The 22391-nt window shown below is 70.8% G+C and carries 19 protein-coding genes and 1 tRNA gene; 15 read left to right on the top strand and 5 right to left on the bottom strand.

Annotated elements, in window-relative coordinates:
* Positions 1-14: 14 nt before the first annotated feature.
* Complete coding sequence (locus RNL97_RS13410) at positions 15-1295, bottom strand: MFS transporter (protein ID WP_030588833.1); 1281 nt, start codon at positions 1293-1295, stop codon at positions 15-17.
* A gap of 357 nt (positions 1296-1652) precedes the next feature.
* Positions 1653-3296 carry a potassium/proton antiporter gene (locus RNL97_RS13405; protein WP_078652120.1) on the bottom strand — a complete coding sequence of 548 codons (1644 nt, stop codon included), beginning with the start codon at positions 3294-3296 and terminating at the stop codon, positions 1653-1655.
* A gap of 217 nt (positions 3297-3513) precedes the next feature.
* On the opposite strand from RNL97_RS13405, the gene RNL97_RS13400 reads away from it, so the two are divergent.
* The gene (locus tag RNL97_RS13400; protein WP_030588839.1) at positions 3514-6258 is read left to right on the top strand and encodes a penicillin acylase family protein; all 2745 of its coding nucleotides are present in this window, start codon (positions 3514-3516) and stop codon (positions 6256-6258) included.
* Positions 6259-6276: 18 nt separating this feature from the next.
* Here RNL97_RS13400 and RNL97_RS13395 read toward each other — a convergent pair whose 3' ends face one another.
* Positions 6277-6882 carry a 5-formyltetrahydrofolate cyclo-ligase gene (locus tag RNL97_RS13395; RefSeq protein WP_030588842.1) on the bottom strand — a complete coding sequence of 202 codons (606 nt, stop codon included), beginning with the start codon at positions 6880-6882 and terminating at the stop codon, positions 6277-6279.
* 93 nt (positions 6883-6975) lie between these two features.
* Between RNL97_RS13395 and galU the strand changes: the two genes are divergently transcribed.
* The 13 genes from galU to RNL97_RS13330 all read left to right on the top strand — a co-directional run bounded on the left by galU (position 6976) and on the right by RNL97_RS13330 (position 17024).
* Positions 6976-7878, top strand: a complete 903-nt coding sequence (gene galU / locus RNL97_RS13390) for a UTP--glucose-1-phosphate uridylyltransferase GalU (protein ID WP_030588845.1) — start codon at positions 6976-6978, stop codon at positions 7876-7878.
* Between the two features lie 4 nt (positions 7879-7882).
* Positions 7883-9193, top strand: a complete 1311-nt coding sequence (gene glp, locus RNL97_RS13385) for a molybdotransferase-like divisome protein Glp (RefSeq protein ID WP_030588848.1) — start codon at positions 7883-7885, stop codon at positions 9191-9193.
* Between the two features lie 99 nt (positions 9194-9292).
* Positions 9293-9802 carry a cyclic pyranopterin monophosphate synthase MoaC gene (moaC, locus tag RNL97_RS13380; RefSeq protein ID WP_313750721.1) on the top strand — a complete coding sequence of 170 codons (510 nt, stop codon included), beginning with the start codon at positions 9293-9295 and terminating at the stop codon, positions 9800-9802.
* A 32-nt stretch (positions 9803-9834) separates the two neighbouring features.
* On the top strand, positions 9835-10380 hold the full coding sequence (locus RNL97_RS13375; protein WP_199814241.1) for a MogA/MoaB family molybdenum cofactor biosynthesis protein: 546 nt from the start codon (positions 9835-9837) through the stop codon (positions 10378-10380).
* A 17-nt stretch (positions 10381-10397) separates the two neighbouring features.
* Positions 10398-11021, top strand: a complete 624-nt coding sequence (locus RNL97_RS13370; RefSeq protein ID WP_030588860.1) for a GNAT family N-acetyltransferase — start codon at positions 10398-10400, stop codon at positions 11019-11021.
* Positions 11022-11183: 162 nt separating this feature from the next.
* Positions 11184-12395: a divisome protein SepX/GlpR gene (gene sepX, locus RNL97_RS13365; protein ID WP_030588863.1), complete on the top strand. Its 1212-nt coding sequence runs from the start codon at positions 11184-11186 to the stop codon at positions 12393-12395.
* A gap of 107 nt (positions 12396-12502) precedes the next feature.
* Positions 12503-12576 (top strand) — tRNA-Ala (locus RNL97_RS13360).
* 246 nt (positions 12577-12822) lie between these two features.
* Positions 12823-13224 carry a WXG100 family type VII secretion target gene (locus tag RNL97_RS13355; protein WP_030588866.1) on the top strand — a complete coding sequence of 134 codons (402 nt, stop codon included), beginning with the start codon at positions 12823-12825 and terminating at the stop codon, positions 13222-13224.
* A 17-nt stretch (positions 13225-13241) separates the two neighbouring features.
* Positions 13242-13544, top strand: a complete 303-nt coding sequence (locus RNL97_RS13350) for a WXG100 family type VII secretion target (RefSeq protein WP_030588869.1) — start codon at positions 13242-13244, stop codon at positions 13542-13544.
* On the top strand, positions 13544-15280 hold the full coding sequence (locus tag RNL97_RS13345) for an RNase A-like domain-containing protein (RefSeq protein ID WP_313750720.1): 1737 nt from the start codon (positions 13544-13546) through the stop codon (positions 15278-15280). Before RNL97_RS13350 ends, RNL97_RS13345 begins: the two co-directional genes overlap by 1 nt.
* 34 nt (positions 15281-15314) lie before the next feature.
* Positions 15315-15986: a hypothetical protein gene (locus tag RNL97_RS13340; RefSeq protein ID WP_030588872.1), complete on the top strand. Its 672-nt coding sequence runs from the start codon at positions 15315-15317 to the stop codon at positions 15984-15986.
* Positions 15987-16016: 30 nt separating this feature from the next.
* Positions 16017-16322 carry an RNase A-like domain-containing protein gene (locus tag RNL97_RS13335; RefSeq protein WP_243314228.1) on the top strand — a complete coding sequence of 102 codons (306 nt, stop codon included), beginning with the start codon at positions 16017-16019 and terminating at the stop codon, positions 16320-16322.
* 12 nt (positions 16323-16334) lie between these two features.
* Positions 16335-17024 carry a contact-dependent growth inhibition system immunity protein gene (locus tag RNL97_RS13330; RefSeq protein ID WP_030588878.1) on the top strand — a complete coding sequence of 230 codons (690 nt, stop codon included), beginning with the start codon at positions 16335-16337 and terminating at the stop codon, positions 17022-17024.
* Between the two features lie 30 nt (positions 17025-17054).
* On the opposite strand, the gene RNL97_RS13325 is transcribed toward RNL97_RS13330, so the two are convergent.
* Entirely contained in the window at positions 17055-20354 is a 3300-nt protein-coding gene (locus tag RNL97_RS13325; protein ID WP_234313474.1) for a hypothetical protein, read from the bottom strand.
* 100 nt (positions 20355-20454) lie between these two features.
* Complete coding sequence (locus RNL97_RS13320; protein ID WP_234313475.1) at positions 20455-20808, bottom strand: hypothetical protein; 354 nt, start codon at positions 20806-20808, stop codon at positions 20455-20457.
* A gap of 327 nt (positions 20809-21135) precedes the next feature.
* On the opposite strand from RNL97_RS13320, the gene RNL97_RS13315 reads away from it, so the two are divergent.
* Positions 21136-22356, top strand: coding sequence for a S1 family peptidase (locus RNL97_RS13315; protein ID WP_243314227.1), 1221 nt, complete (start codon positions 21136-21138; stop codon positions 22354-22356).
* Positions 22357-22391 lie beyond the last annotated feature (35 nt).

Genomic DNA, 22391 nt, shown 5'->3' with positions numbered 1-22391 from the left:
CGTATTCCGTCGGATCAGTCCACCGTGACCGGCTCGCGGTGACCGATCCCACGTGCCACCGTGCGTCCCTGGGACTTCGGAGTCAGCCGGGAGCGCAGGGCGAGCAGGGTCATCAGGGCCAGGGCGGTTCCGGCCAGGGGGACCAGGAATCCGGTGCTCGCGCCGTGGGCGTCGGCGAGTCGCCCCGCCACGGTCACGGCCGCCGCCTGTCCGAGCGCCACCGCGCCCGTCAGCCAGGTGAAGGCCTCGGTACGGGCGGTGGCGGGTACCAGCGCCTCGACCAGGGTGTAGCCGCTGATCAGGGCGGGGGCGATGCAGAGGCCGACCAGCAGGCCGAGACCGGCCAGCAGGGGCACCGAGTGCACGGCCCACAGGCCGGACGCGGTCAGGGTCAGCGCCACGTACCCGACGATCAGCCGGCGGCGCGGGCTGCTCTTCCAGGCGATGGCGCCGCAGGCGATGCCGGCCAGCATGTTGCCCGCCGCGAAGATCCCGTAGAGGACCCCGTTGACCCCGGGGTGGCCGATCTCCTCGGAGAACGCGGTCAGCGAGACCTGCATCCCGCCGAAGACCGCGCCGATACCCAGGAAGGTGACGGCCAGGACGCGCACGCCAGGAATGGAGAGCGCCGAGGCCTGCGGCTCGGCCGCGGTGGCCTTGGCACGCGGGGCGGGCTGGGTGGCACGCTGCGCCGCGAAGAGGAGGCCGCCGACCAGGGTCAGGGCGGCTTCCGTGATCAGTCCGGCCGCCGGGTGCACACCGGTGCACAGCGCGGTGGCGATCACCGGGCCCAGGACGAACGTGAACTCGTCCGTCACCGACTCGAACGCCGCCGCGGTGGACATCAGCGGAGAGGCGGGCCGGTCGGCGGTCGCCCCCAGCATCGCCGCCCAGCGGGCCCGCACCATGGGGCCGATCTGCGGGATCGACGCGCCGGTCGGCACGGCGGCGGCGTACAGCGCCCACAGGGGCGCGTCCGCCAGCGCCAGTACGGTCAGGGCGCTCACGGAGACGGCGTGGAGCAGGACCCCGGGCACCAGGACGGCACGCTGGCCGAACCGGTCGGCGAGTTTGCCGCTCTGCGGGGCGAACAGCGCCATGGAGACGCCGGAGACCGCCGCCACGGCACCCGCGCTGCCGTATGAGCCGGTCGTGTGCTGCACGAGGAGGACGATGCCGATGGTGAGCATCGCGAAGGGCTGCCGTGCGGCGAAGCCGGGGAGGAGGAAGGTCCACGCACCGGGGGTGCGCAGCAGTTGCCCGTATCCGGGGCGGTCGGAGACCGTGGTCGCCACGGTCCTTGCCTTTCTGCCGCCTGGTGGCCCTGCTTCCCGGCGCCCTTGTGGGGCGGGCCGGACGGAAGCGGCCGAGAGCTGTCCTCTTCGCGCGGAACTGCGGTAGATGCCGGGCGGCTCGCTGCCATCGGCGAAGAAACGCCGGGCGAAGAGACACCACGACCGCCATACGGTCGCGCCAGCTCTGCATCAGACAGAGTTGGTCGATCAGGTTTGCCTTCATGGTACAGGCAGGAAACCCTGTGCGCCTGTGAATGCGCACGGGGCTTCCGTATCAGCCTGTGATCTACGACGCGTTCGTCGCAGGTCGCCTTCGGTGTCACCCCCTGAAGCGGCTCAGGAACGGGGCTGAAGGGCTCAGAGACGGGTCTTCGTACCGCTGCCGCTCCCGTTGACGCCGGTACGGGTGTCGGCACCGGCGCCGCCGAGCTTCTTGGCCAGTTTCATCGCCTGAGGGATGGCCGACCCGCCCTGGGGGCCCGTGGCGCCGGGGGTTCCGGAAGCGGGGGAGCCGCCTGTGCCCAGCCAGCCGGCCAGCTTGCCGCCCTCGGCGACCGCGCGCAGGCGTTCCTCCGCCCGGTCGCGCACCGGGTCGGTGGCCACCACCAGCAGCTCGTCCCCGCGCCGGAGCACCGTCGCCGGGGAGGGCACGAAGCTCTGGTTCTCCCGGACCACCAGGGTGACGGCGGCGCCGGCCGGGAGCCGCAGCTCGCCGACCTCGACACCGTGCATCTTCGACTTCGCGGGGACGGCGACAGACAGCAGATGACCGCGCAGCCGCTCCAGCGGGGCCGACTCGATGCCCAGGTCGTCCGCCTCGGCCGGGTCCTCGGCGATGTTCAGCTTGTTCGCGACCCAGGGCAGCGTCGGGCCCTGGAGCAGGGTGTAGACGATGACCAGGACGAAGACGATGTTGAAGATGCGCGTACTGCCCTCCACCCCGGACACCATCGGGATGGTCGCCAGGACGATGGGCACCGCGCCGCGCAGCCCGGCCCAGGACATGAGCATTTTCTCGCGGGCCGGAATCCGGAACGGCGCGAGGCTGAGGAAGACCGACAGCGGCCGCGCCACCGCGGTCAGCACCAGGCCCACGACAACGGCCGGCCAGAAGTCGTCGACCAGGTCGTGCGGGGTGACCAGCAGGCCGAGCAGCACGAACATGCCGATCTGGGCCAGCCAGCCGAGCCCGTCGGCGAAACCGCGCGTGGCGGGCCAGTGGGGCAGCTTGGAGTTGCCGAGGATCATCGCGGCCAGGTAGACGGCGAGGAATCCGCTGCCGTGGGCCAAGGCTCCCGCCGCGTACGCCGAGACGGCGATGGCCATCACGGCGATCGGGTAGAGGCCGGAGGCGGGCAGCGCGACGTGCCGCAGCCCCAGGGACCCCAGCCAGCCCACCGCGATGCCGATCGCGGCGCCGATGGCCAGCTCCAGGGCGATCTCCGCGACCAGGACGTACCAGTGCTCGACCGGGCCGACGGCGGAGAACGCGACGACCAAAATGACGACGGGAGCGTCGTTGAAACCGGACTCGGCCTCCAGGACACCGGTGATCCGGGGCGGCAGCGGCACCCTGCGCAGCACGGAGAAGACGGCCGCGGCGTCGGTCGAGGAGACGACCGCGCCGATGATGAGCGCCTGGCGCCAGTCCAGACCGACGAGATAGTGCGCGGCGGAGGCGGTGATTCCCACGCTGATCGCGACGCCGATGGTGGAGACCACCGCGGCGGCGGGCAGGACGGGTCTGACCTCTTTCCACTTCGCCCCGAGTCCGCCCTCGGCCAGGATGACGACCAGGGCGGCGTAACCGATCACCTGCGTCAGCTCGGCGTTGTCGAACTTGACGTCGAAGATGCCGTCCTGTCCCAGGGCGATTCCGATGCCGAGATACAGGAGCAGGCTGGGGAGCCCGCTGCGCGAGGAGATCCGTACCGCCGCCACGGCGACGAGCAGGACGAGCGAGCAGACGAGCAGGAGTTCGTTGAGCGCGTGGACAGTCAGGGTCCGTTCCTTCCCTGCGTGCGCCTGCCGGATCGGCCCCCGGCAGCCAGGTACTTCGTTACCTTACCTAATCGTTAACGATTTCTTGACGGCTTCGAGGTTCGTACGAGGAAGACGCAAATGGATGCATCCCTATACCGCGTCCGAGTGGCTTCTCCGCTGCGCCTATGGTTGCTCCTGCACTCCCAGGACCACCCTGCCCCCTCGAAGGACAGCGATGCCCGCCAACACAACCGCCTCTTCCGGCCCTTCCGACGCGAAGAAGCCCGGCAGGAAGAAGGGGCGACGCGCCCGCCTGCTCGTGCTCGTCCTGGTGCTGGCGCTCGTCGCGGGTGTCGGGTACGGGGCGTACTGGTCCGTGTCCACCGTGCGGGCCTCGTACCCGCAGACCACCGGATCGATGACGCTCGACGGCCTTTCCGGCGACGTCGAGGTCAAACGCGACTCCTACGGGATTCCGCAGATCTACGCGGACTCCGACGCCGACCTCTTCCGCGCCCAGGGCTTCGTCCAGGCCCAGGACCGCTTCTGGGAAATGGACGTCCGGCGGCACATGACGTCCGGCCGGCTCTCGGAGATGTTCGGTTCCGGGCAGGTGGAGACCGACTCCTTCCTCCGCACGCTCGGCTGGCGGCAGGTGGCGCAGAGGGAGTACGACGAGGTGCTCGACGAGAGCACCAAGAAGAACCTCCAGGCGTACGCGGAGGGCGTCAACGCCTATCTGAAGGGCAAGGAAGGCCGGGACATCTCGGTCGAGTACGCGGCGCTGGGCCTGACCAACGACTACAAGCCGGGTGAGTGGACCCCGGTCGACTCGGTGGCCTGGCTCAAGGCGATGGCCTGGGACCTGCGCGGCAACATGCAGGACGAGATCGACCGTTCGCTGCTGACCAGCCGCCTCGACCAGGACCAGATCGAGGACCTGTACCCCGGCTACCCGTACAAGCAGCACAAGCCGATCGTCGAGCAGGGCGCGATCTCGCCGGTCACCGGGAAGTTCGACCCCGAGGCGGCCCCGTCGGGCTCCGTCGGCTCGGCGACGCCTCAGGGTGCCGGCGAAGGTCTGAACACCCAGCTCTCCGCGCTCTCCGACACCCTCGACGAGATCCCGGCGCTGCTCGGCCCGAACGGCAACGGCATCGGCTCCAACTCCTGGGTCGTCGGCGGCGCGCACACCACGTCCGGCAAGGCGCTGCTCGCGAACGACCCGCACCTCGCGCCGATGCTGCCCTCCCTCTGGTACCAGATGGGTCTGCACTGCCGGAAGCTCTCGGCGGCCTGCCAGTACGACACGGCCGGCTACACCTTCTCCGGCATGCCCGGTGTGATCATCGGTCACAACCAGGACATCGCCTGGGGCCTGACCAACCTCGGCGCCGACGTCACCGACCTCTTCCTGGAGAAGGTCTCCGACGACGGCTACCTGTACGACGGCGAGACCAAGCCCTTCAAGACCCGCGAGGAGACCATCAAGGTCGCGGGCGGCCGGGACCGGACGATCACCGTCCGCGAGACGAACAACGGCCCCCTGGTCTCCGACCGCAGCAGGGAACTGGACAAGGTCGGCCAGAAGGCCCCCGTCAGCAACGCGGCCCCCGACCGGGCCGACGGGTACGCGGTGGCGCTGAAGTGGACCGCGCTCCAGCCGGGCAAGTCCATGGACGCCGTCTTCGCGCTCAACCGGGCCAAGGACTTCACGACCTTCCGGGCGGCCGCCGAGAACTTCGAGGTCCCCTCGCAGAACCTCATCTACGCCGACACCGAGGGCAACATCGGCTACCAGGCCCCGGGCAGGATCCCGGTCCGCTCGGCGGGCTTCGACGGTACGGTCCCGGCGCCGGGCTGGGACCCGAAGTACGCGTGGAAGAGCTACATCCCCTTCGACGAGCTGCCCTACGAGTACAACCCGGACCGCGGCTACATCGTCACCGCCAACCAGGCCGTCATCGACGAGAAGAAGTACCCCCACCTCCTGACCAAGGACTGGGGCTACGGCGCCCGCAGCCAGCGGATCAACGACCTCCTCGCCCAGAAGATCAAGGGCGGCGAGAAGGTCTCGACCGATGACATGCAGAAGATGCAGATGGACAACTTCAGCGAGATCGCCGCGTTGCTGGTGCCCGAGCTGAAGAAGATCAACATCTCCGACCCGAGCGTGCGCGAGGCCCAGAAGCTGCTGGAGGGCTGGGACTACACCCAGGAGCCCGACTCGGCCGCCGCCGCGTACTTCAACGGCGTCTGGCGCAACATCCTGAAGCTCGCGTTCGGCAACAAGCTGCCCAAGGAGATGCGGGTCAAGGGCGACTGCATCAATGTGCCGCCGGCCAAGAACAGCGGCCCGGCCGATGAGCAGAGGAAGCTCGTCCGCGAGTGCGGCCAGCGCGACGGCGACACCGCGCAGCCGGACGGCGGCGACCGCTGGTTCCAGGTGGTCGGCGACATCGTCGACGACCAGGACAACGCGTGGTGGAAGGCGCCCGCCCGGGGCCGTGAGGACGCCCTGGAGAACCGGGACGACCTGTTCGCCCGGGCGATGGAGGACGCCCGCTGGGAGCTGACCTCCAAGCTCGGCAAGAACATCTCCACCTGGAGCTGGGGCCGGCTGCACCGGCTCACGCTGAAGAACCAGACGCTCGGCACCGAGGGCCCCGGCCTGCTCCAGCGGGCGCTCAACCGCGGCCCCTGGAACCTCGGCGGCGGCGAGGCGGCGGTCAACGCCACCGGGTGGAACGCGGCGAGCGGCTACGAGGTCGTCTGGGTGCCGTCGATGCGCATGGTCGTCAACGTGGGCGACTGGGACAAGTCCCGCTGGATCAACCTCAGCGGGGCCTCCGGGCACGCGTTCAACGCGCACTACACCGACCAGACCGACAAGTGGGTCGACGGCGAACTGCTCGACTGGTCCTTCGGGACCGAAGCGGTCGACGCGTCCACCGTCGACACGCTGACGCTGGAACCGTAGAGCCTCCGCGCCAGCGGATCATGAGGCGAAGCGCCGCGCTCCGGCCGGTGTGACCACGGCGTCCACGGGGTGGTCGTGCGGTTCCGACGGAACCCGCGCGACCACCTCGTCCTCGTACAGGAGCACGACGAGTGACGGGTGCGCCCCGGCGGCGGACAGCCGGGCCAGCACCCGGTCGTAGCTGCCGCCGCCCCGCCCCAGCCGCATCCCGGCACCGTCCACCGCCAGGCCGGGCAGCAGCACCGCGTCGGCGGTGAGGACGGCGTCGGGGCCCAGGCGCGGTCCGTCCGGCTCCAGGAGGCCCCGCCCGGCCGGGAGCAGGTGCGCCGGACCCTCGTAGGCCGCCCAGTCCAGGTCGTTGTCGGCCAGGAGGACCGGCAGCAGCAGCCGTACGCCGCGGCCGCGCAGCGCCTCCAGCAGGGCGCGGGTGCCCGGTTCCCGGCCCACCGAGACATACGCGGCGACCGTACGGGCGTCGGCCAGTTCGGGGAGGTGCAGCGCCGTCTCGGCGAGAACCGCGGCGGCCCGGAGCGCGTCCTCCTTCGTCAGGAGGGCCCGTGCGGCGAGCAGTTCGCGCCGCAGAGAGCCTTTCGCGGACGCCTTTCCGGACTTGTCGGTGTTCATGGGTGACTCGCACGGTTCTCGTATGGGCATATTTACGGATGAAGTTAACCGGAATATCAGCTTCCGGCCGTGTGCACCCGTTAAGGTCGGCACATGACTCAGTCGCCCTCCAGGATCAGCAAGGCCGTCATCCCGGCAGCAGGTCTCGGTACCCGGTTCCTGCCCGCCACGAAGGCCACTCCGAAAGAGATGCTGCCTGTCGTCGACAAGCCGGCCATCCAGTATGTCGTCGAAGAAGCCGTGGCGGCGGGCCTCTCCGACGTACTGATGATCACGGGTCGCAACAAGCGCCCCCTGGAGGACCACTTCGACCGCAACTACGAGCTGGAGTCCGCGCTCACCCGCAAGGGCGACGCCGAACGCCTGGCCAAGGTCCAGGAGTCCAGCGACCTGGCCACCATGCACTACGTGCGCCAGGGGGACCCCCGCGGCCTCGGACACGCCGTGCTGTGCGCCGCCCCGCACGTGGGCGACCAGCCCTTCGCGGTGCTGCTCGGCGACGACCTGATCGACCCGCGCGACACGCTGCTGGCCCGGATGGTCGAGGTCCAGGAGCGTGAGGGCGGCAGCGTCATCGCGCTGATGGAGGTCGACCCCTCGCAGATCCACCTGTACGGCTGCGCCGCCGCGGACGCCACCGTCGACAGCGACGTCGTCCGCGTCACCGACCTGGTCGAGAAGCCCGACGCGGCCGACGCCCCCAGCAACCTCGCCATCATCGGCCGGTACGTCCTGGACCCCGCGGTCTTCGACATACTGCGACACACCGAGCCGGGCCGCGGCGGCGAGATCCAGCTCACCGACGCGCTCCAGCTGCTCGCCGCGGACGAGAAGATCGGCGGCCCCGTGCACGGCGTCGTCTTCAAGGGCCGCCGCTATGACACCGGCGACCGCAGCGACTATCTGCGCGCCATTGTCAGACTGGCGTGCGAACGTGAAGACCTGGGGCCGGACTTCCGGACCTGGCTGCGCAAGTACGTCGCTGAGGAGATGTAACCCCGTGAGCAGCACGATCTGGTCGGTCGACGAGCATCTGGACGACATCCTCGCCTCGGTGAGGCCGTTGGAGCCCATCGAGCTGCAGCTGCCCGACGCCCAGGGCTGCGTCCTCGTCAAGGACGTCGTCGTGGAGGTGGCCCTGCCGCCCTTCGACAACAGCTCCATGGACGGTTACGCGGTCCGCATCGCCGATGTCGAGGGCGCGAGCGAGGAGTTCCCCGCGGTCCTCACCGTCATCGGGGACGTCGCCGCGGGCAGCGCGGGGCTCGCCGACGACCAGGTCGTGGGACCGGGACAGGCGGCCCGCATCATGACGGGCGCCCCGCTGCCCGCCGGTGCGGAGGCCGTGGTCCCGGTCGAGTGGACGGACGGCGGCACGGGCGAGGGCCCGGCCGAGGGGATGCGCGCCCACGCCGACGCGCCGGAGGGCGCCACCGGCGAGGTCCGCGTCCACCGTCCGGTCACGGCGGGCGCCCATGTGCGCGAGCGCGGCAGCGATGTCGAGCCGGGCGAGCTGGCCCTGGCCGCCGGATCGGTCGTCGGCCCGCCGCAGATCGGGCTGCTCGCGGCGATCGGCTGCTCCACCGTGGTCGTACGGCCCCGCCCCCGCGTGGTCGTCCTGTCCACCGGCAGCGAACTGGTCCAGCCCGGCGAGGGGCTGACGGGCGGCCAGATCTACGACTCCAACAGCTTCGCGCTGACCGCCGCCGCCCGGGACGCCGGAGCCATCGCCTACCGGGTCGGCGCGGTGGCCGACGACGCCGAGACGCTGCGCGCCACCATCGAGGACCAGCTGATCCGTGCGGACATCGTCGTCACCACGGGCGGCGTCAGCGTCGGCGCGTACGACGTCGTCAAGGAGGCGCTGTCCTCCGTCGGCGACGCGGACGAGCCGGGCGGCGGCGTCGAGTTCCGCAAGCTCGCCATGCAGCCGGGCAAGCCCCAGGGCTTCGGCTCGATCGGCCCGGACCACACCCCGCTGCTGGCCCTGCCGGGCAATCCGGTCTCCGCCTACGTCTCCTTCGAGCTGTTCGTCCGCCCCGCCATCCGGGCCCTGATGGGCCTGTCCGACGTGCACCGCCCCACGGCCCGCGCCGAGCTGCGCGCCGAAAAGGCGCTCACCTCACCGTCCGGCCGCCGTCAGTTCCTGCGCGGCCGTTACGACGCGGAGGCGGGCACGGTCACCCCGGTCGGCGGTTCCGGTTCGCATCTGATCGCCGCGCTGGCCCAGGCCGACGCGCTGATCGTGATCCCCGACGACGTCACATCGGTCGAGCCCGGCACGGAGACGGACGTGGTCCTGCTCCGCTGACCGCCGCCCGGTGGCGGTACGGTATCTGCCGCCGTGCCTTCCGGGGGACCCCCTCCGGGTCCGAGGCCCATCGGTGCCCCTACCGCTAGGCGGAGTGAGTTGAGTACGCAGAACAGGCTGACGCACATCGACGAGGCGGGTGCGGCCCGCATGGTCGACGTGTCGGCGAAGGACGTCACCACCCGCGTCGCCCGCGCATCCGGCCGGGTGCTCGTCGCGCCGCGCGTGATCGAGCTGCTGCGCGGCGAAGGAGTCCCCAAGGGCGACGCCCTCGCCACCGCCCGGATCGCCGGGATCATGGGGGCCAAGCGCACCCCGGACCTGATCCCGCTCTGCCACCCGCTGGCCGTCTCCGGTGTGAAGGTCGACCTGAGCGTGGCCGACCACGCGGTGGAGATCACGGCCACCGTGAAGACGACGGACCGCACGGGCGTCGAGATGGAGGCCCTGACAGCGGTGTCGGTGGCCGCCCTGACCGTCGTCGACATGATCAAGGCGGTCGACAAGAGCGCGGTCATCACCGACGTACGGGTCGAGGCGAAGTCGGGCGGCAAGTCCGGCGACTACCGGCGCACCACGCCGGCGGGACCGGCGGGACCGGACGCGTGACGCCGCCCGAGCCCATCGGAGCCGCCGGCCACGTGCAGCCGGCGCGGGAGCCCGGGCCCACCGGAGCCGTGCCGGACGGCGGGGCCCCGTACCGCGCCCTCGTCGTCACCGCCTCCAACCGGGCCTCCGCCGGCGTGTACGCGGACAAGGGCGGCCCGTTGATCGTCCAGGCGCTGACCGGCCTCGGCTTCACGGTCGAAGGGCCGCAGGTCGTCCCCGACGGCGATCCGGTCGAGGCGGCCCTGCGCGCGGGCGTCGCCGCCGGGTACGACGTGATCGTCACCACCGGAGGTACGGGCGTCTCGCCCACCGACGCCACCCCCGAGGCCACCCGCCGCGTCCTCGACCACGAGATCCCCGGCATCCCGGAGGCGATCCGGGCCGAGGGCCTCGCCAAGGTCCCGACCGCCGCCCTCTCCCGGGGCCTCGCGGGCGTCGCCTCCCGCACGCTGATCGTCAACCTCCCCGGCTCCACCGGCGGGGTGAAGGACGGGCTCGCCGTCCTCGGCCGGATCCTGGTGCACGCCGTCGACCAGCTCCGCGGCGGCGACCACCCCCGACCGGGGAGCCCGAGCTGAACATCGCGACCTGGCCGGTGACGCTGACCGACGGCGAGATCGTCCTGCGTCCGATAAGGATGCGTGACCAGCGGGTCTGGCGTGAGGTCAACCGGCGCAACCGCGACTGGCTGCGCCCCTGGGAGGCCACCGTCCCGCCGCCCGCCCCCGGCGGCCCGACGGCGCAGCGTCCCACGTACCGGCAGATGGTGCGCCACCTGCGCGCCGAGGCGAACGCGGGGCGGATGCTGCCGTTCGCCATCGAGTACGAGGGCCGGCTGGTCGGCCAGCTCACGGTCGCGGGGATCACCTGGGGCTCGATGTGCTCCGGCCATATCGGCTACTGGGTCGACCGCGGCGTCGCCGGACGCGGAGTCATGCCGACGGCGGTGGCGCTCGCGGTGGACCACTGCTTCCGCACGGTGGGCCTGCACCGGATCGAGGTCTGCATTCGCCCGGAGAACGCGCCCAGCCGCAGGGTGGTGGAGAAACTCGGATTCCGTTCGGAGGGCGTGCGCCCGCGCTATCTCCACATCGACGGCGCCTGGCGCGACCACCTGATCTTCGCGCTCACCGCCGAGGAAGTGCCCGAGGGGATGCTCCGCCGGTGGCGCCGGTCGCGGCCGGGGGCGCCGGATCGCCCGGGGCGACCGAAGAAATAAAATATGTGTTCGAATTTGATCGCCGGGTGACCACATTGGATAGGGCTATCGGCGTCCGTTGATCCGAACCATCACAAAAAAAGTCCCTGATATCAGCCGGATCGTGCGACACACCGGGCCAATTGGCGGATCCTTCCGCGCAAACCCCTCTACGGTGTGAGCGTGAGCAGCAGCGGCCTCATCTACGCAGTCATCGTCGGGGCCTGGGCCGCCTACTTGGTGCCGATGTGGCTCCGCAGGCAGGACGAGCTGAACGAAGCGCGTCCGACGGAACGCTTCAGCACCGCCATCCGGCTGCTGTCCGGCCGGGCGGCGATGGAGCGCCGTTACGCCAAGGAGCTGCGGGAGCGCACTGCCGAGGAGGCGGGGCCCGAGGTCGACCCGGACCGGGAAACGGACCGTATGGAGTCCGTGGACGTCCGGGCCTTTGCCGCGCCTCCGGCGCACACGGAAGCCCGGCTGAGCGACCCGGCCCACGCGCCCGAGCGCGCCCCGGGCCACCAGGCATCCGACCGCCCGGCGCACGACCGGCTTGCGGGGCACCAGCCCCCGGACCGTCAGCACCCGGCCCGCCCGGCGCACGAACGCCGGCCCGGGGAGCACGTGCCCCCCGCCCGGCGCCCGCGCTCCGGTGCGGCCGACGCCGAGCGGGCCCGGCGCGCCCAGCGCTCCCAGGTCCTGGCGCGGCGCAGGCGGACCACCGTCGTCCTCTTCCTGGCCTTCACCCTCGGCGCGATCGTCGCGGCGGTCGGCGGCCTCGGCTTCCTCTGGGCGCCCGCGGTGCCGGCCGTGCTGCTGAGCACGTACATCGTGCATCTGCGGGCCCAGGAACGCCGACGGTTCGCCTTCACGATGGACCGCCGCCGGGCCGAGGACGCGGCGCAGCGGCTGCGGGAGAACCGCCCGCGCCGGAACCAGCCCGCGGCCTCCGATTCCGCCGAGCCGGACGACGACTCCGAAGCGCACCACGCGGAGCCGGAACCGACCCCCACGGTCTCCCCGCAGGAGGCCGGCCGCCGCGCTCTCGTCGAGCAGACGGACCACGCGGAGTGGGTGGACCAGCAGCGCGAACGAGGCCGCGTCCAGGGCGACAGCTGGGAGCCCGTCCCCGTACCACTGCCCACCTACGTCACCGCGCCCGTCGCCCCCCGGGCCACGGGCGGTGTGGAGGTCGGCGACCCGGAGACCTGGAGCGCGGCCCGCTCCAGCACCGCCGAGCCCACCCAGACGGGCACGTCGCACCCGACGGCCCCCGCGGTCGACCCGGCCCCGCGCCAGCGCACGAACCAGTCCCGCCGCAACCGCGACGGGGGCCGGACCCCGCTCTTCGACCAGTACGACGACGAGGACCGGCCGCGTGCGGCCAATGAGTGAGGCCCCCGGGAGCACCCGGGGGCACCGGGAAACCCGACACCGCTGACCAGCGGAGGAACGGATTTCCAAGCACCCCTGTGAGGGTGCTAGAGTTTCACACGTCGCAAGGGCCTGTGGCGCAGTCTGGTAGCGCACCTCGTTCGCATCGAGGGGGTCTGGGGTTCAAATCCCCACAGGTCCACAACCGACAGTTCGCGAGTAGCTCTCGGGAACGGTGACGAGATCCCGCCCGATCGAAAGATCGGGCGGGATCTCGTCGTTTCGGCTCCTCCTCGCGCGAGAGCCGGGCCGGCGGGTGAAGGGCGGCCCTTCGGTGGGGCGATCTGCCGCCTCCGTGCCCTGACAGGGGCGTTGATAGGGTGTCACCTGCAACGGAAGTGGCGGCGGGGGCAACGCTGTTGACCACCACGGACCCGGGGGGCCATCCATGAGCGACGAAGGTGGACAGAGCAGACTGCGGGTCAAAGGCGATCGACTGACCGTCCTCGCCGACGACCTCGACGCGATGCAGACTCATCTCGACACTCAGATCAAGCGCATGGACGCCGTTGTCGACAGCATCGAGGCGGGCTGGCGCGGGCCGGCGGCCAAGGCGTACCGAGCTCTGCACCGGGGCGCCGCCGAGGACGCCGTGCGCATCCGCATGGTCCTTCAGCGCCTTGAGCAGGGCGTGCGGCTGAGCAGGGACGGGTTCTCGGAGCAGGAACTCGACATCATGGAGCGGCTGCGGCAGGTCCAGGTCGAGACGGATGTGAAGGCCGAGGCCGCTGAGCTCTCGACGCCGAATCCGGTCGCCGAGGCGTCGCGGAGCAGCCTCGACGATCTGTGAGCAAGGGGGGACCAGGGATGGCGGACGACGACCACATAACGGTCGACTTCGCGACGCTGCGGAGTCTGACCGGCGAGCTCGAGGACATTCTGAAGAAGCTCAACGAGCAGCTGGACCTCTTGTACGGCCGGGCGGAGAAGGCCGTTCTCAGCTGGGAAGGCGAGGCCCGCGAGGCCTTCGTCGACGAGCTCGACAAGTGGGACCACTCCGCTCAGGACCTGCGGGCGGCACAGAAGTGGCTGCACGAGGTCGTCACCAAGGGGCACGTCAACTATGCCGCGGCACACCGGGCGGTGCTGCGGGGCTGGGGTGTCGGCTGATGGCGGGACCGGGCTCCGGCTCGCCGTCGAGCCCGCAGGCTCCTGGGCAGAACGGCACCATTGACGTCAAACCGGCGGACCTGTTCAGGGTCGCGAGCGGCGTGGCGATGCAGCAGACGCCCATGGACAGAGGCGCCAAGGGCCTCCTGGACAAGCTGAGGCAGTACCCGGACGCCGGCGGCTACGGCACGGCCCCCCAGGCCTTCGCCGCCTCGTACGTGAAGGTGGGCAACCGGTTTCTCGAGGTGTGGGCGAGGAGTGTCGTCAGCATCGGCGGCGCTGCGGTCGGCTTCACCTCCACGGCCAACAACTACGCCAAGGCCGAAGCGGCCAACGACCCCACGGGCCGGACGAAGGCGGTCACCCAGCCGCTCCCGAGCGTCATCCAGAAAGTACCTGGCTACGGCTCCGTCCCGAACCTGAAGTGGGGCGACGACGACGGCGGCGACGGCTGGATCCGTTCGCTGCTCGAATGGGTGCCGGAGCCGATCCGCGACGTGCTGCGGCCGGTGGTGAAGCACGCCTTCCGGATGGGCAAGGTCGCAGAGGTCTACCCGTACCCGCAGCAGCACCATCTCAACTCGCTCTCCAAGGCGTGGATGGAGATGACCATGACGCTCTCCATGACCGAGAGCGGCTTGACGGGCAATGTCAGCAGCATCACGCAGCAGAGCAACAGCGAATGGCACGATGCCATGCGCCAGTTCTGCAGCTCGCTGTGGGGCACGACGGCGTGGGGCACGAGCACCGCGGGCTACCAGTGGAAGCACGACTCGGCGTCCTCGCCCACGGCTACGCATCCGGTGATGACGGTGTTGTTCGACACCGCCCAGAAGGTCAGCGATCTGCTGTACCAGTTCGCCGAGGCGGCCGTGTACGTCAACGGCGAGGTCTGGGACGTGTACTGGGATGCCGTCAAGGATGCCGTACCCAAGGTCGAGGTGGACCTCAAGGACGGCGTCGGCATGGACGACGTCAAAGGGTTCGTCAAGGGCGTGGCGAAGGGCGTCGTCAAGGGCGCCGCCCAGATCGGTGCGGGTATCGTCCTCAACATCGACACCGCGAAACTGAACGCGATCGTCACCGAGTACAACTCCCGCGTCAACGCACTGGTGCCTAAGCTGGACGCACTGATGGCGCCACTGGACGAGGCGCACCGGAGCGCGCCCTCGTTCCACGCGGAGGAGGCGCGGGCCGAGGCGTTCGGTGCGCGGGCCCTGAACGACTTCAAGAAAGAACACCAATACCTGGTTCCGGGCGAGGATCCGAAGGACCATTTCTTTCCGCTCGACCTCGCGAGTCAGGAAGGCATCGGGAACAGCCACGGTGTGGACAAACACATCGGGCTCACCGACGACCAGCTGACCCAGCGACTGCGCGACCAGAACAACGCGCCGTCCGCTTCGTCGTACAAGGATCTCCCATCCGCGCAGCGGTACACCCAGGCTGCCCTCGACGACATCGACAATGCGGACCGGATCGAGAAATGGATCGAGCGGGTGCAGCAGCGGGAAAGGAACAACCCGGCGTGGGACCCGAACAACTCCAAGATATCCCCGCCGCTGACCCTCACCTTCCCGGACGCCACCGGGCGCACCGTCGAGCGCGCCGACTATGATGCGCACGGAATGGGGGCGACCGCGAGCGAAGTCCGCTCCGCTCAGGTCGCCCTGAAGTACCAGAAGGGCATGGACCCCCCTTTCGTGGTGATCACGTCGTACCCTGTGGCCCCCTGAGACCCCCCGGACCTTGCATGGAGATGATCGCGACGTGATCTCGCACACCGGTGCCCTCTTCAACGACGGGCCGGTCAGACGCGTGGTCGAGACAGCGCTGCGCGCTCAGCGGTCGCAGGGCGCTCTGGACCTGAACGACGAGCTCAGGCGCCTCGTCCGCACGATGGGGGCCGCCGACTCGACACGCTGGCTGTCACCCGTCGCCTCCGTTGCCGCCCTGCTCGACCACACGGCCGACCTCGTGCGGTCGGAGGGCCCGCCGTTTTTCCCCCGTACGTTCACCGAACGGCTGGACGAGGCGCGCGGCGGCGTTTCCGGAGACGACTACCTGCGCACGCTGGCCGGGTTGCTCCGGGCGGCCGAACAGGAGCCGGAATCCGGATTCGCCGATCTTCCCCTGGCGGACTGGGAGGCGGCGGCGCGCTTTCCGGAGCTTTTCGGGTTCGGCGCCAACTGGATCTACGACGGCGAGTATCCGTCGCTGTCCGATTCGCTGGCGGCTTTCATCGACGCGGAGCATCCGTTCTGCGGCGAGACCTTCTCCGGACTGGCCGCCGACGCCCAATCGGTGCTCGTGACATTTCCGCAGCCCGCGGTGTTGTCCGCCAATGTGACGCGTTGGGTTCCGTGGGTTTCGCACGAGGCGCTGCGCGAAGTCATCCGGGAAATCGACGGCCATATGCGGACCGAGCATGCAGGTTCCTGAACCACGCACAGCTCACAGGAAGTTCCCCGAATGACCGCAAGGAACCGCTCGGCCACCTACCCCGACCGGGAAACCGCCCAATGGGCCACCCAGCAGGTGGTGACCGTCAACGAGCAGAGGATTCGCCGCTGGCTCGCGCAGGGCACCCGGGCCCGTCTCACCGTCGAGGCCGCCTGGCCCACCCGTGAGGCTCCTGTCGGCCGCGTCCTGCTGCAGGCGATGATGCTCGCCGGGCGTGAGCCCGTCGAGGTGCGCGCGGCACGGGTCGTCCTCAGGCGTGAGCCCGCGAGCCGGCACGGCTTCGTCGTGCTCACCACCGTCCCGATCTATCTGTAGAGGTCCCACGCCGTGTCCATGAAGCCGCTCGAATTCGACCGCCGCTACGGCGAGTTGGACCAGGTCATCAGGGCGTACACCGGGATGTCTGCCGACGACGAGCCGGACAGGCCGAGCGAGGCGCTCCAGGCCTACCTCCGCCACACCTGGCACACCCGCCCCGACGCCCTGGCCACGGCCGAACGGCAGATCCGCGACTACGCCCGCACCCCGCCGGGCCGCCTGCGCCTGAGCCTCGGTGAGTTCTACCCCGTGCCGGATGTCGGCCTGCCCCGGTCGGCGATCCGGGACTGGCTGTTCGTCGTCGCGGACCATCTGAAGCGGTCGATCGAGGAAGGCGAGGTGCCGCCCCCGGCTAGCCCTCGCACCCACTGGGAGTGGCATGCCCGCTTCCCCGAGCTCGGCCAGTTCCTCGGCGGCTGGTTCTCGCAGGACATGCCGGACGAGTTCCCGGACCACGACGCGGCCGTGCGCGACTACACCGCGACCACCGACCCGCAGTTGGTCGCCCGTCTCGCGGGTGAACTTCGCGAGCTTCTCGCCCTCGGCCTGGAGGAGTCCGACTACGGCCTCGCGATGGCCGAGCTGGGGATGGAGGTCGATCCTCCCCAGCCGTACTCCCCGGGCGGGTGGCTGGCCCGCCTCGCGGACGGTCTGAGCGGATTCAAGGCGGACTACGGGCCGGGTCCCGCCGCCGAGTGACCGCACGGTCCCCGTGCGCCCGCGGCGCCCCTACCGCTCGCCTCGGGACAGGTCCGCCAGCAGGAGCAGATGCTCCGGGGCCACCCCGGCGATCGCCTCGACCAGCTGGTCCCAGGGGCCCAGGGTCAGCGCTTCGGCGAGCAGGACGCGGCCCTCCGGGGTGGGGCCGTGGGCGCGGGCGACGGCCGCGAGCGCCTTGCTCCGGTGGCCCGGGTCCGTGATGGTGCCGGCCAGGGCGTGGGGTTCGTGCGGCGCGCCCGCCCGGGCCGAGGCGCTGACGACCTTCTCCAGGGCCTCGTCGCGCAGGCCCGGTACGGGGATCTCGTCGAGCAGGGCGACCGCGCCGGGGAAGTCACCCCTGGCCGCCATGCCCGCCGCGATGTGTATGAGGCTGCGATCGCCTTCGATGGTGCCGGTCAACTCCTCGGCGAGCCGCTCGGCCCACACGTATTCGCCTGCCCGCACCAGCTCCTCCACGACACCGGAGCGGAAGTCGTCCAGCACGTCGTCCGGCAGGGAGCAGGCGAGAGACAAGGCCTTGTCGAAGTCCCCGGCCGCCAGATAGGCGCCGGCCGCGCAGTATCTGTTCCACCCCTGCTGGTACGCGCTGTCCAAGGCTTCCGCCCCGTCGAGGAGCTCCCGAGCCACCTCCCTCGCCAGGTCGGGGTGGCCTGTCTCACCGAACGCCTCGGCCACGCGCTGCAGGGAATCAGCGTGTTCCGAGTGGTGTGCCTCCAGCCGGACCTCTTCGAGCAGTGCGGACAGCATGGCCACCTTGTGGTCGTCCTGGCCGATCGCGTGCAACCCGCCCGCCACGTCGACCAGACGCAGCAGCCGGACGTATCCGGCCTCCGCTTCGGCCGACTCCGTCGCCCAGTCGACGAGCCGGTGGGCCTCGGCCTCGGCGCCCGCCGCCACCATGGCCCTGGCGACGGCGATCTGCGCGGTCACGCTGCCCCGGGGCGTTGTACGGTTCCGGGCGAGAACCGTCGCTGTGGCCGCCACGGCCTCGGCCTGTTCCCTCGCGCCCGCCCGGAGGAGGAACTCCGACGTGCTGGTCAGAAAACTCACCCGCCATACCTGGGCGGACACTTCGTCGATCACCGTGAGGACCCGCCGGGCCAGGTGCGAGGTCTCTGCCGGTTCGGCGGACCGCGCCAGCTTCCTGCCGACAGCGACCAGAACACTGGCCCGGTCGATCGGATCGTTGAGGCGGTCCGCGACCTCCAGCGCCCAGCACGGGGCGCCGGCGTGCGCCGCCGCCCTGGCGGCGGCGCACAGGCCTTCGTCATGGTCGGCCGGATCGGGCAGGGCCCTGGCGACCTGTTCCGCGCGCTCGTACTGCCCGGTCGCCGCCAGGCCCGCGGCGACCTGAGGGAAGAGCCACTCGACGCTTCGGGGATCGTCGAGCGTATCCGCCAACTCGGCCGCGTCACGGGCGATGCTCGCGGCGCGCTGCGCGAGACCTGGTGACGGTGCGAGGCGTACGGCTATGTGACTGAGATTCTGGGCCTGCCGGAACGCCCCTTCGCCGTCCGAACGGTCCCGGACGGCCAGGTCTGTCGTCTCCCGCGCCTGTTCCTCGTCTCCGAACAGGGAGAACGCGCAGGCCAGATCGGCGTACAGCTCGCCTTGCTCGACGCCGCGAACCGTCGCGACGGCGTGCACCGCCTCGGCGAGGTGCGGCGTGACCGTCTCCGCCCCGAGCCGCCCGTGTGCTGCGTGGTCGCCCGCCGCCCGCCTGACCGTCGCGACGAGAGCCTTCGCGAACCGGTCCGTGCCCTCCATCCTCTCGACCGTCCGGAAGGCCTCGCTGTAGAGGCCCGCCTCCGCCAGCCCTTTCGCGATGGCTTCGAGGAAGCGGGCCTCGTCCTCGCGGCTGTCCGCATCCGCCGCCAGCGCCTCCGCCCGCTCCCGGTGACCGGTGGCGGCGAGGCAGGCGGCAACGGCGGTCAGGGCGCTTACCCGGTTGTACGACTCGCGCTGCGATTCCGCCAGACTGACGGCCCGGCCGGTGTGCCCGAGCCGGGCCCACAGGCCGATGAGATCGGCGGGCAGGACAGCCGTCCGCTTGTGCAGTCCGTCGCGGGCCGCCGCCAGGCGCAGAGCGGCCGAGATGTCCAGGTCACCCCTCTGCCTGCCGTGCGCCAGCAACTGGTCCAGCGAGGTCGACAGTTCGCTGAGTGCCTCGAGGTCGGCCCCGGTGACCTGCCACAGCCGCTCCTGCCGTGCGGCGTCGCAGACCAGCTCCACCAGCTGTCCGGTGCTTCCCAGTTCCCGCAGGAGTTGGGCGTAACCGCGCAGCAGGTACTCGGGCGTCGTGGCGGGCCAGCCCGCGCTCCGGTACGTCTGGGCCCATCGGTGCAGACGCGTGCGGCAGGCCGCCAGCTCGGCGTCCGTGAGGAGCTCCGCCGCGCTGCGCTGGATCTCCTCGTGGGCCAGGAGGTAGACCTCGGGTCCGTGGGACGCCCAGTGCATGGAGCGGCGGCGGAAACTGCGACCGGTCACCGCCGACAGTTCGCGTTCCACGAGGCGGGGGCGGCTTCCGGTCAGTTCGGCGATGTCGCTCGCGCTGAGACCACCGCCCGCCGCCACCGTCAGACCGACCAGCTCACGCCCCAGTCCGCCGCCGTCGAGCAGGCGCAGCAGGTTCTGCTCCGCGTCCCAGCGGACCGCCTGGGCGTACGGGGAGGGTTCCAGCCAGTGGTTGATCTCCGTGGTCCGCAGCGGATGGTCGCCGGGCACGTCGTCCGGAACCGGCGGGTGCGGGCGGCCGGCCACGATGATCCGCATGCCGCGCGGGGGAGTGCGGGGCAGCAGCGCGGCGATGCTGTGGCAGTCGGGACCGGCGGTGACGCCGTGGTCCTCGTCCAGGCCGTCCACCACCAGGACAAGCCGTCGGCCCTCCACCGCGCAGCGCTCCGCCGCCCGGTCCATGGCGAGCCGCAGCTGTTCGTCCCGCGTGGCCGGCGTGCTCAGCGGCTCCTCCTCCCGCAACAGGGCGTACAGCTGTCGCTGGACGACCTCGCAGAAGGCGGCGGCGTCGTTCTGGCCCGCCATACGGGAGGTGATGAAGAACGCTACGACGTCGATTCCGGCCGGTGGGTTCAGGACGAACTCCGCCAGCAGGGCGGACTTTCCGGCCCAGGCGGGGGCCAGCCAGCGCCAGTAGTTCCTTTCGGGAACGTCTTCCGGACGCGCCTGCGTGCTGAAGGACGCCAGTTTCGAAAGCTCGGCCTCACGTCCCCGGAAGTCGGCCGCCGCCACCCTCTCGACCTGGAGCAGATAGCCCGACACTGCGGGCCGACGCAGGGGAGAGTAAAGGGTCACCGGGCCGTTGATGACCCCGGTGTTCGAGAGAGCCGCGCTCCCTTGCGCCGACGCGTCGCCCGTTCCCTTCGCCCCGATCCTGCCGTCGGCCACAGCCCCGCTACCCCTGCCGGAATCCGGAGTTGGCGCTGCCCCCGTCGGCCTCCGCGTCACCGGTGCCACTGACGGACACCGAACCGGGCGCGGTGGTGGAGGCCGGAGCGACGAACCCGGTGTTGGCCTCGCCGCCGCCGCGGGACACGGCCCTTCCCGTGGCCGAGACCTGCACGTCGGGGCCCCGGGGCGGGCCGAGCGCCCCGTACACGCCGACTCCCAGGGCGGCCACGCCGACCACGGCGGAGACCACTCCGGCCACCTGGTCGGCCCGGTCCCAACTGAGGAAGGACAGCACTCCCGCGAGCACGGCGACCGCCAGGCCCGTCCACATCAGTACGGCTCTTCGGCCTCTGTTCACGCCGGTGTCCCCCCTCATTCGGAAGGCAACTCTACTGCTGGGGAATGGTGCTCGGGGCGGACTCCGGAACAGGCGTACGACCCGGCGCAAAGGTCCGCACCAGCGCTTTCCCTCGTTCTCTCTACAGTTCTCGGCCAGTTCTGTAGAAAAGAGCCCCACCGCCACTTCTTGTCGCGGCAGTTCCGGCTACGACAGAGTTCGAGGCGCGGCGACAGGAACATGTCATCGCCGCCGGGCAGTGTCCATGGAACACATCGCGCTTCCCCAGGCGCGGTGTGGCCACCCCCCCATTGTCTGGACGCTCGCCTGCGTAGCGGAAGGAATCGCGTGAAGAACGGAAAGAAGAACGCGCGCAGATACATCGTGGCCGCCTCGATCGGCGCCCTTCTGTCGGCCGGAGTCGCCACAGGGGCCTACGCCGGTACGACGGAGGAGCCCTCGGCGCCCGCGGCGGCGCCGGCGTACCAGCCGGAGATGGTCAAGGCGCTCGCCGTGACCCTGGGTGTCAGCGAGAAGGCCGCCGTCGAGCGGCTGGACCGTGAGGCCGAGCAGCAGGACCGGTTCGCGGAGCTGCGGAAGGACCGGGTCGACACACTCGGGGCCTTCTTCGCCAAGGACGGTTCGCTGGTCGTCAACGCCGCCGACGCCGAGGCGGCGAAGGACGTCCGGGCCGCGGGTCTCAAGGCCCGGGTGCCCGAGCGCGGCGAGAGCGAACTCGACCGCATCAAGGCCCAGCTCGACGCCAAGGCGCTCAAGAGCGCTCCGGCCGGGGTCTCCGCGTGGTCCGTCGACCTCGCGTCGGACACCGTGACCGTCGAGGTCAACGGCGCCACCGACGCCGCCACCCGCAGCTTCCTCAAGGCCGCGCAGAGCAACGGCGACGCCGTGCGCGTGATCAAGGGCCAGGAGAAGCTGGAGACCCAGGCCGTCGTTCCGCCCGGCAGCCGGATGACCTTCAACGGCTACCTCTGTTCCGTCGGTTACGGCGCCAAGGACCGTAACGGCAAGCAGGTGCTCGTGACCGCCGGCCACTGCATCGAGGACCTGCCCGTACTGGCGTACAACGGCACCCGGTTCGCCAAGGGCACCCACACCCGGTTCGCGCTCGGCACCCGCAGCGTCGACATGGGCATCGCCGCCGTCGACGCCGGGAACTCGATCGGCCTCGACATCACCACGTACGGCAAGGCCGGCACCGTCCCGGTCAAGGGCAGCAAGCGGGCCCCCTCCGGCGCGGCGCTCTGCAAGTCCGGCCAGACCACCAACTGGACGTGCGGCAAGGTCGGTTCGTACAACGTCAGCGTCACCTACACCGACCAGAACGGCGGCCCGGACACCGTCGTGACCGGACTGGCCAGCTCCAGCGTCTGCACCCAGGGAGGGGACAGCGGCGGCGCGTACGTCTCCGGTGACCAGGCCCAGGGCATGACGTCCGGCGGTCCCACCAACCAGCGCTGCAACGGCCAGGTCAACTCGCCCGGCTCCTCCTACTTCCAGCCGCTCGACGACGCCCTCGCGTACTACGGGCTGACCCTCAACACCAAGTAGTCCCACCGCGGGACCAGACCGGCGGAAAAGGCCAC

Origin of the sequence: Streptomyces parvus (genome assembly GCF_032121415.1) — a bacterium.
GTDB lineage: Bacteria > Actinomycetota > Actinomycetes > Streptomycetales > Streptomycetaceae > Streptomyces > Streptomyces globisporus_A.
The sequence above is the reverse complement of the archived record's forward strand: the minus strand, read 5'-3'. Positions and strand labels throughout refer to the sequence as shown.

Bases quoted from the DNA above. Each gene is read 5' to 3' on its own strand.
- RNL97_RS13400 (WP_030588839.1), top strand. From the start codon at position 3,514: ATGCCCGCCAACACAACCGCCTCTTCCGGCCCTTCCGACGCGAAGAAG.
- RNL97_RS13395 (WP_030588842.1), bottom strand. From the start codon at position 6,882: ATGAACACCGACAAGTCCGGAAAGGCGTCCGCGAAAGGCTCTCTGCGG.
- galU (WP_030588845.1), top strand. From the start codon at position 6,976: ATGACTCAGTCGCCCTCCAGGATCAGCAAGGCCGTCATCCCGGCAGCA.
- RNL97_RS13355 (WP_030588866.1), top strand. From the start codon at position 12,823: ATGAGCGACGAAGGTGGACAGAGCAGACTGCGGGTCAAAGGCGATCGA.
- RNL97_RS13350 (WP_030588869.1), top strand. From the start codon at position 13,242: ATGGCGGACGACGACCACATAACGGTCGACTTCGCGACGCTGCGGAGT.
- RNL97_RS13345 (WP_313750720.1), top strand. From the start codon at position 13,544: ATGGCGGGACCGGGCTCCGGCTCGCCGTCGAGCCCGCAGGCTCCTGGG.
- RNL97_RS13335 (WP_243314228.1), top strand. From the start codon at position 16,017: ATGACCGCAAGGAACCGCTCGGCCACCTACCCCGACCGGGAAACCGCC.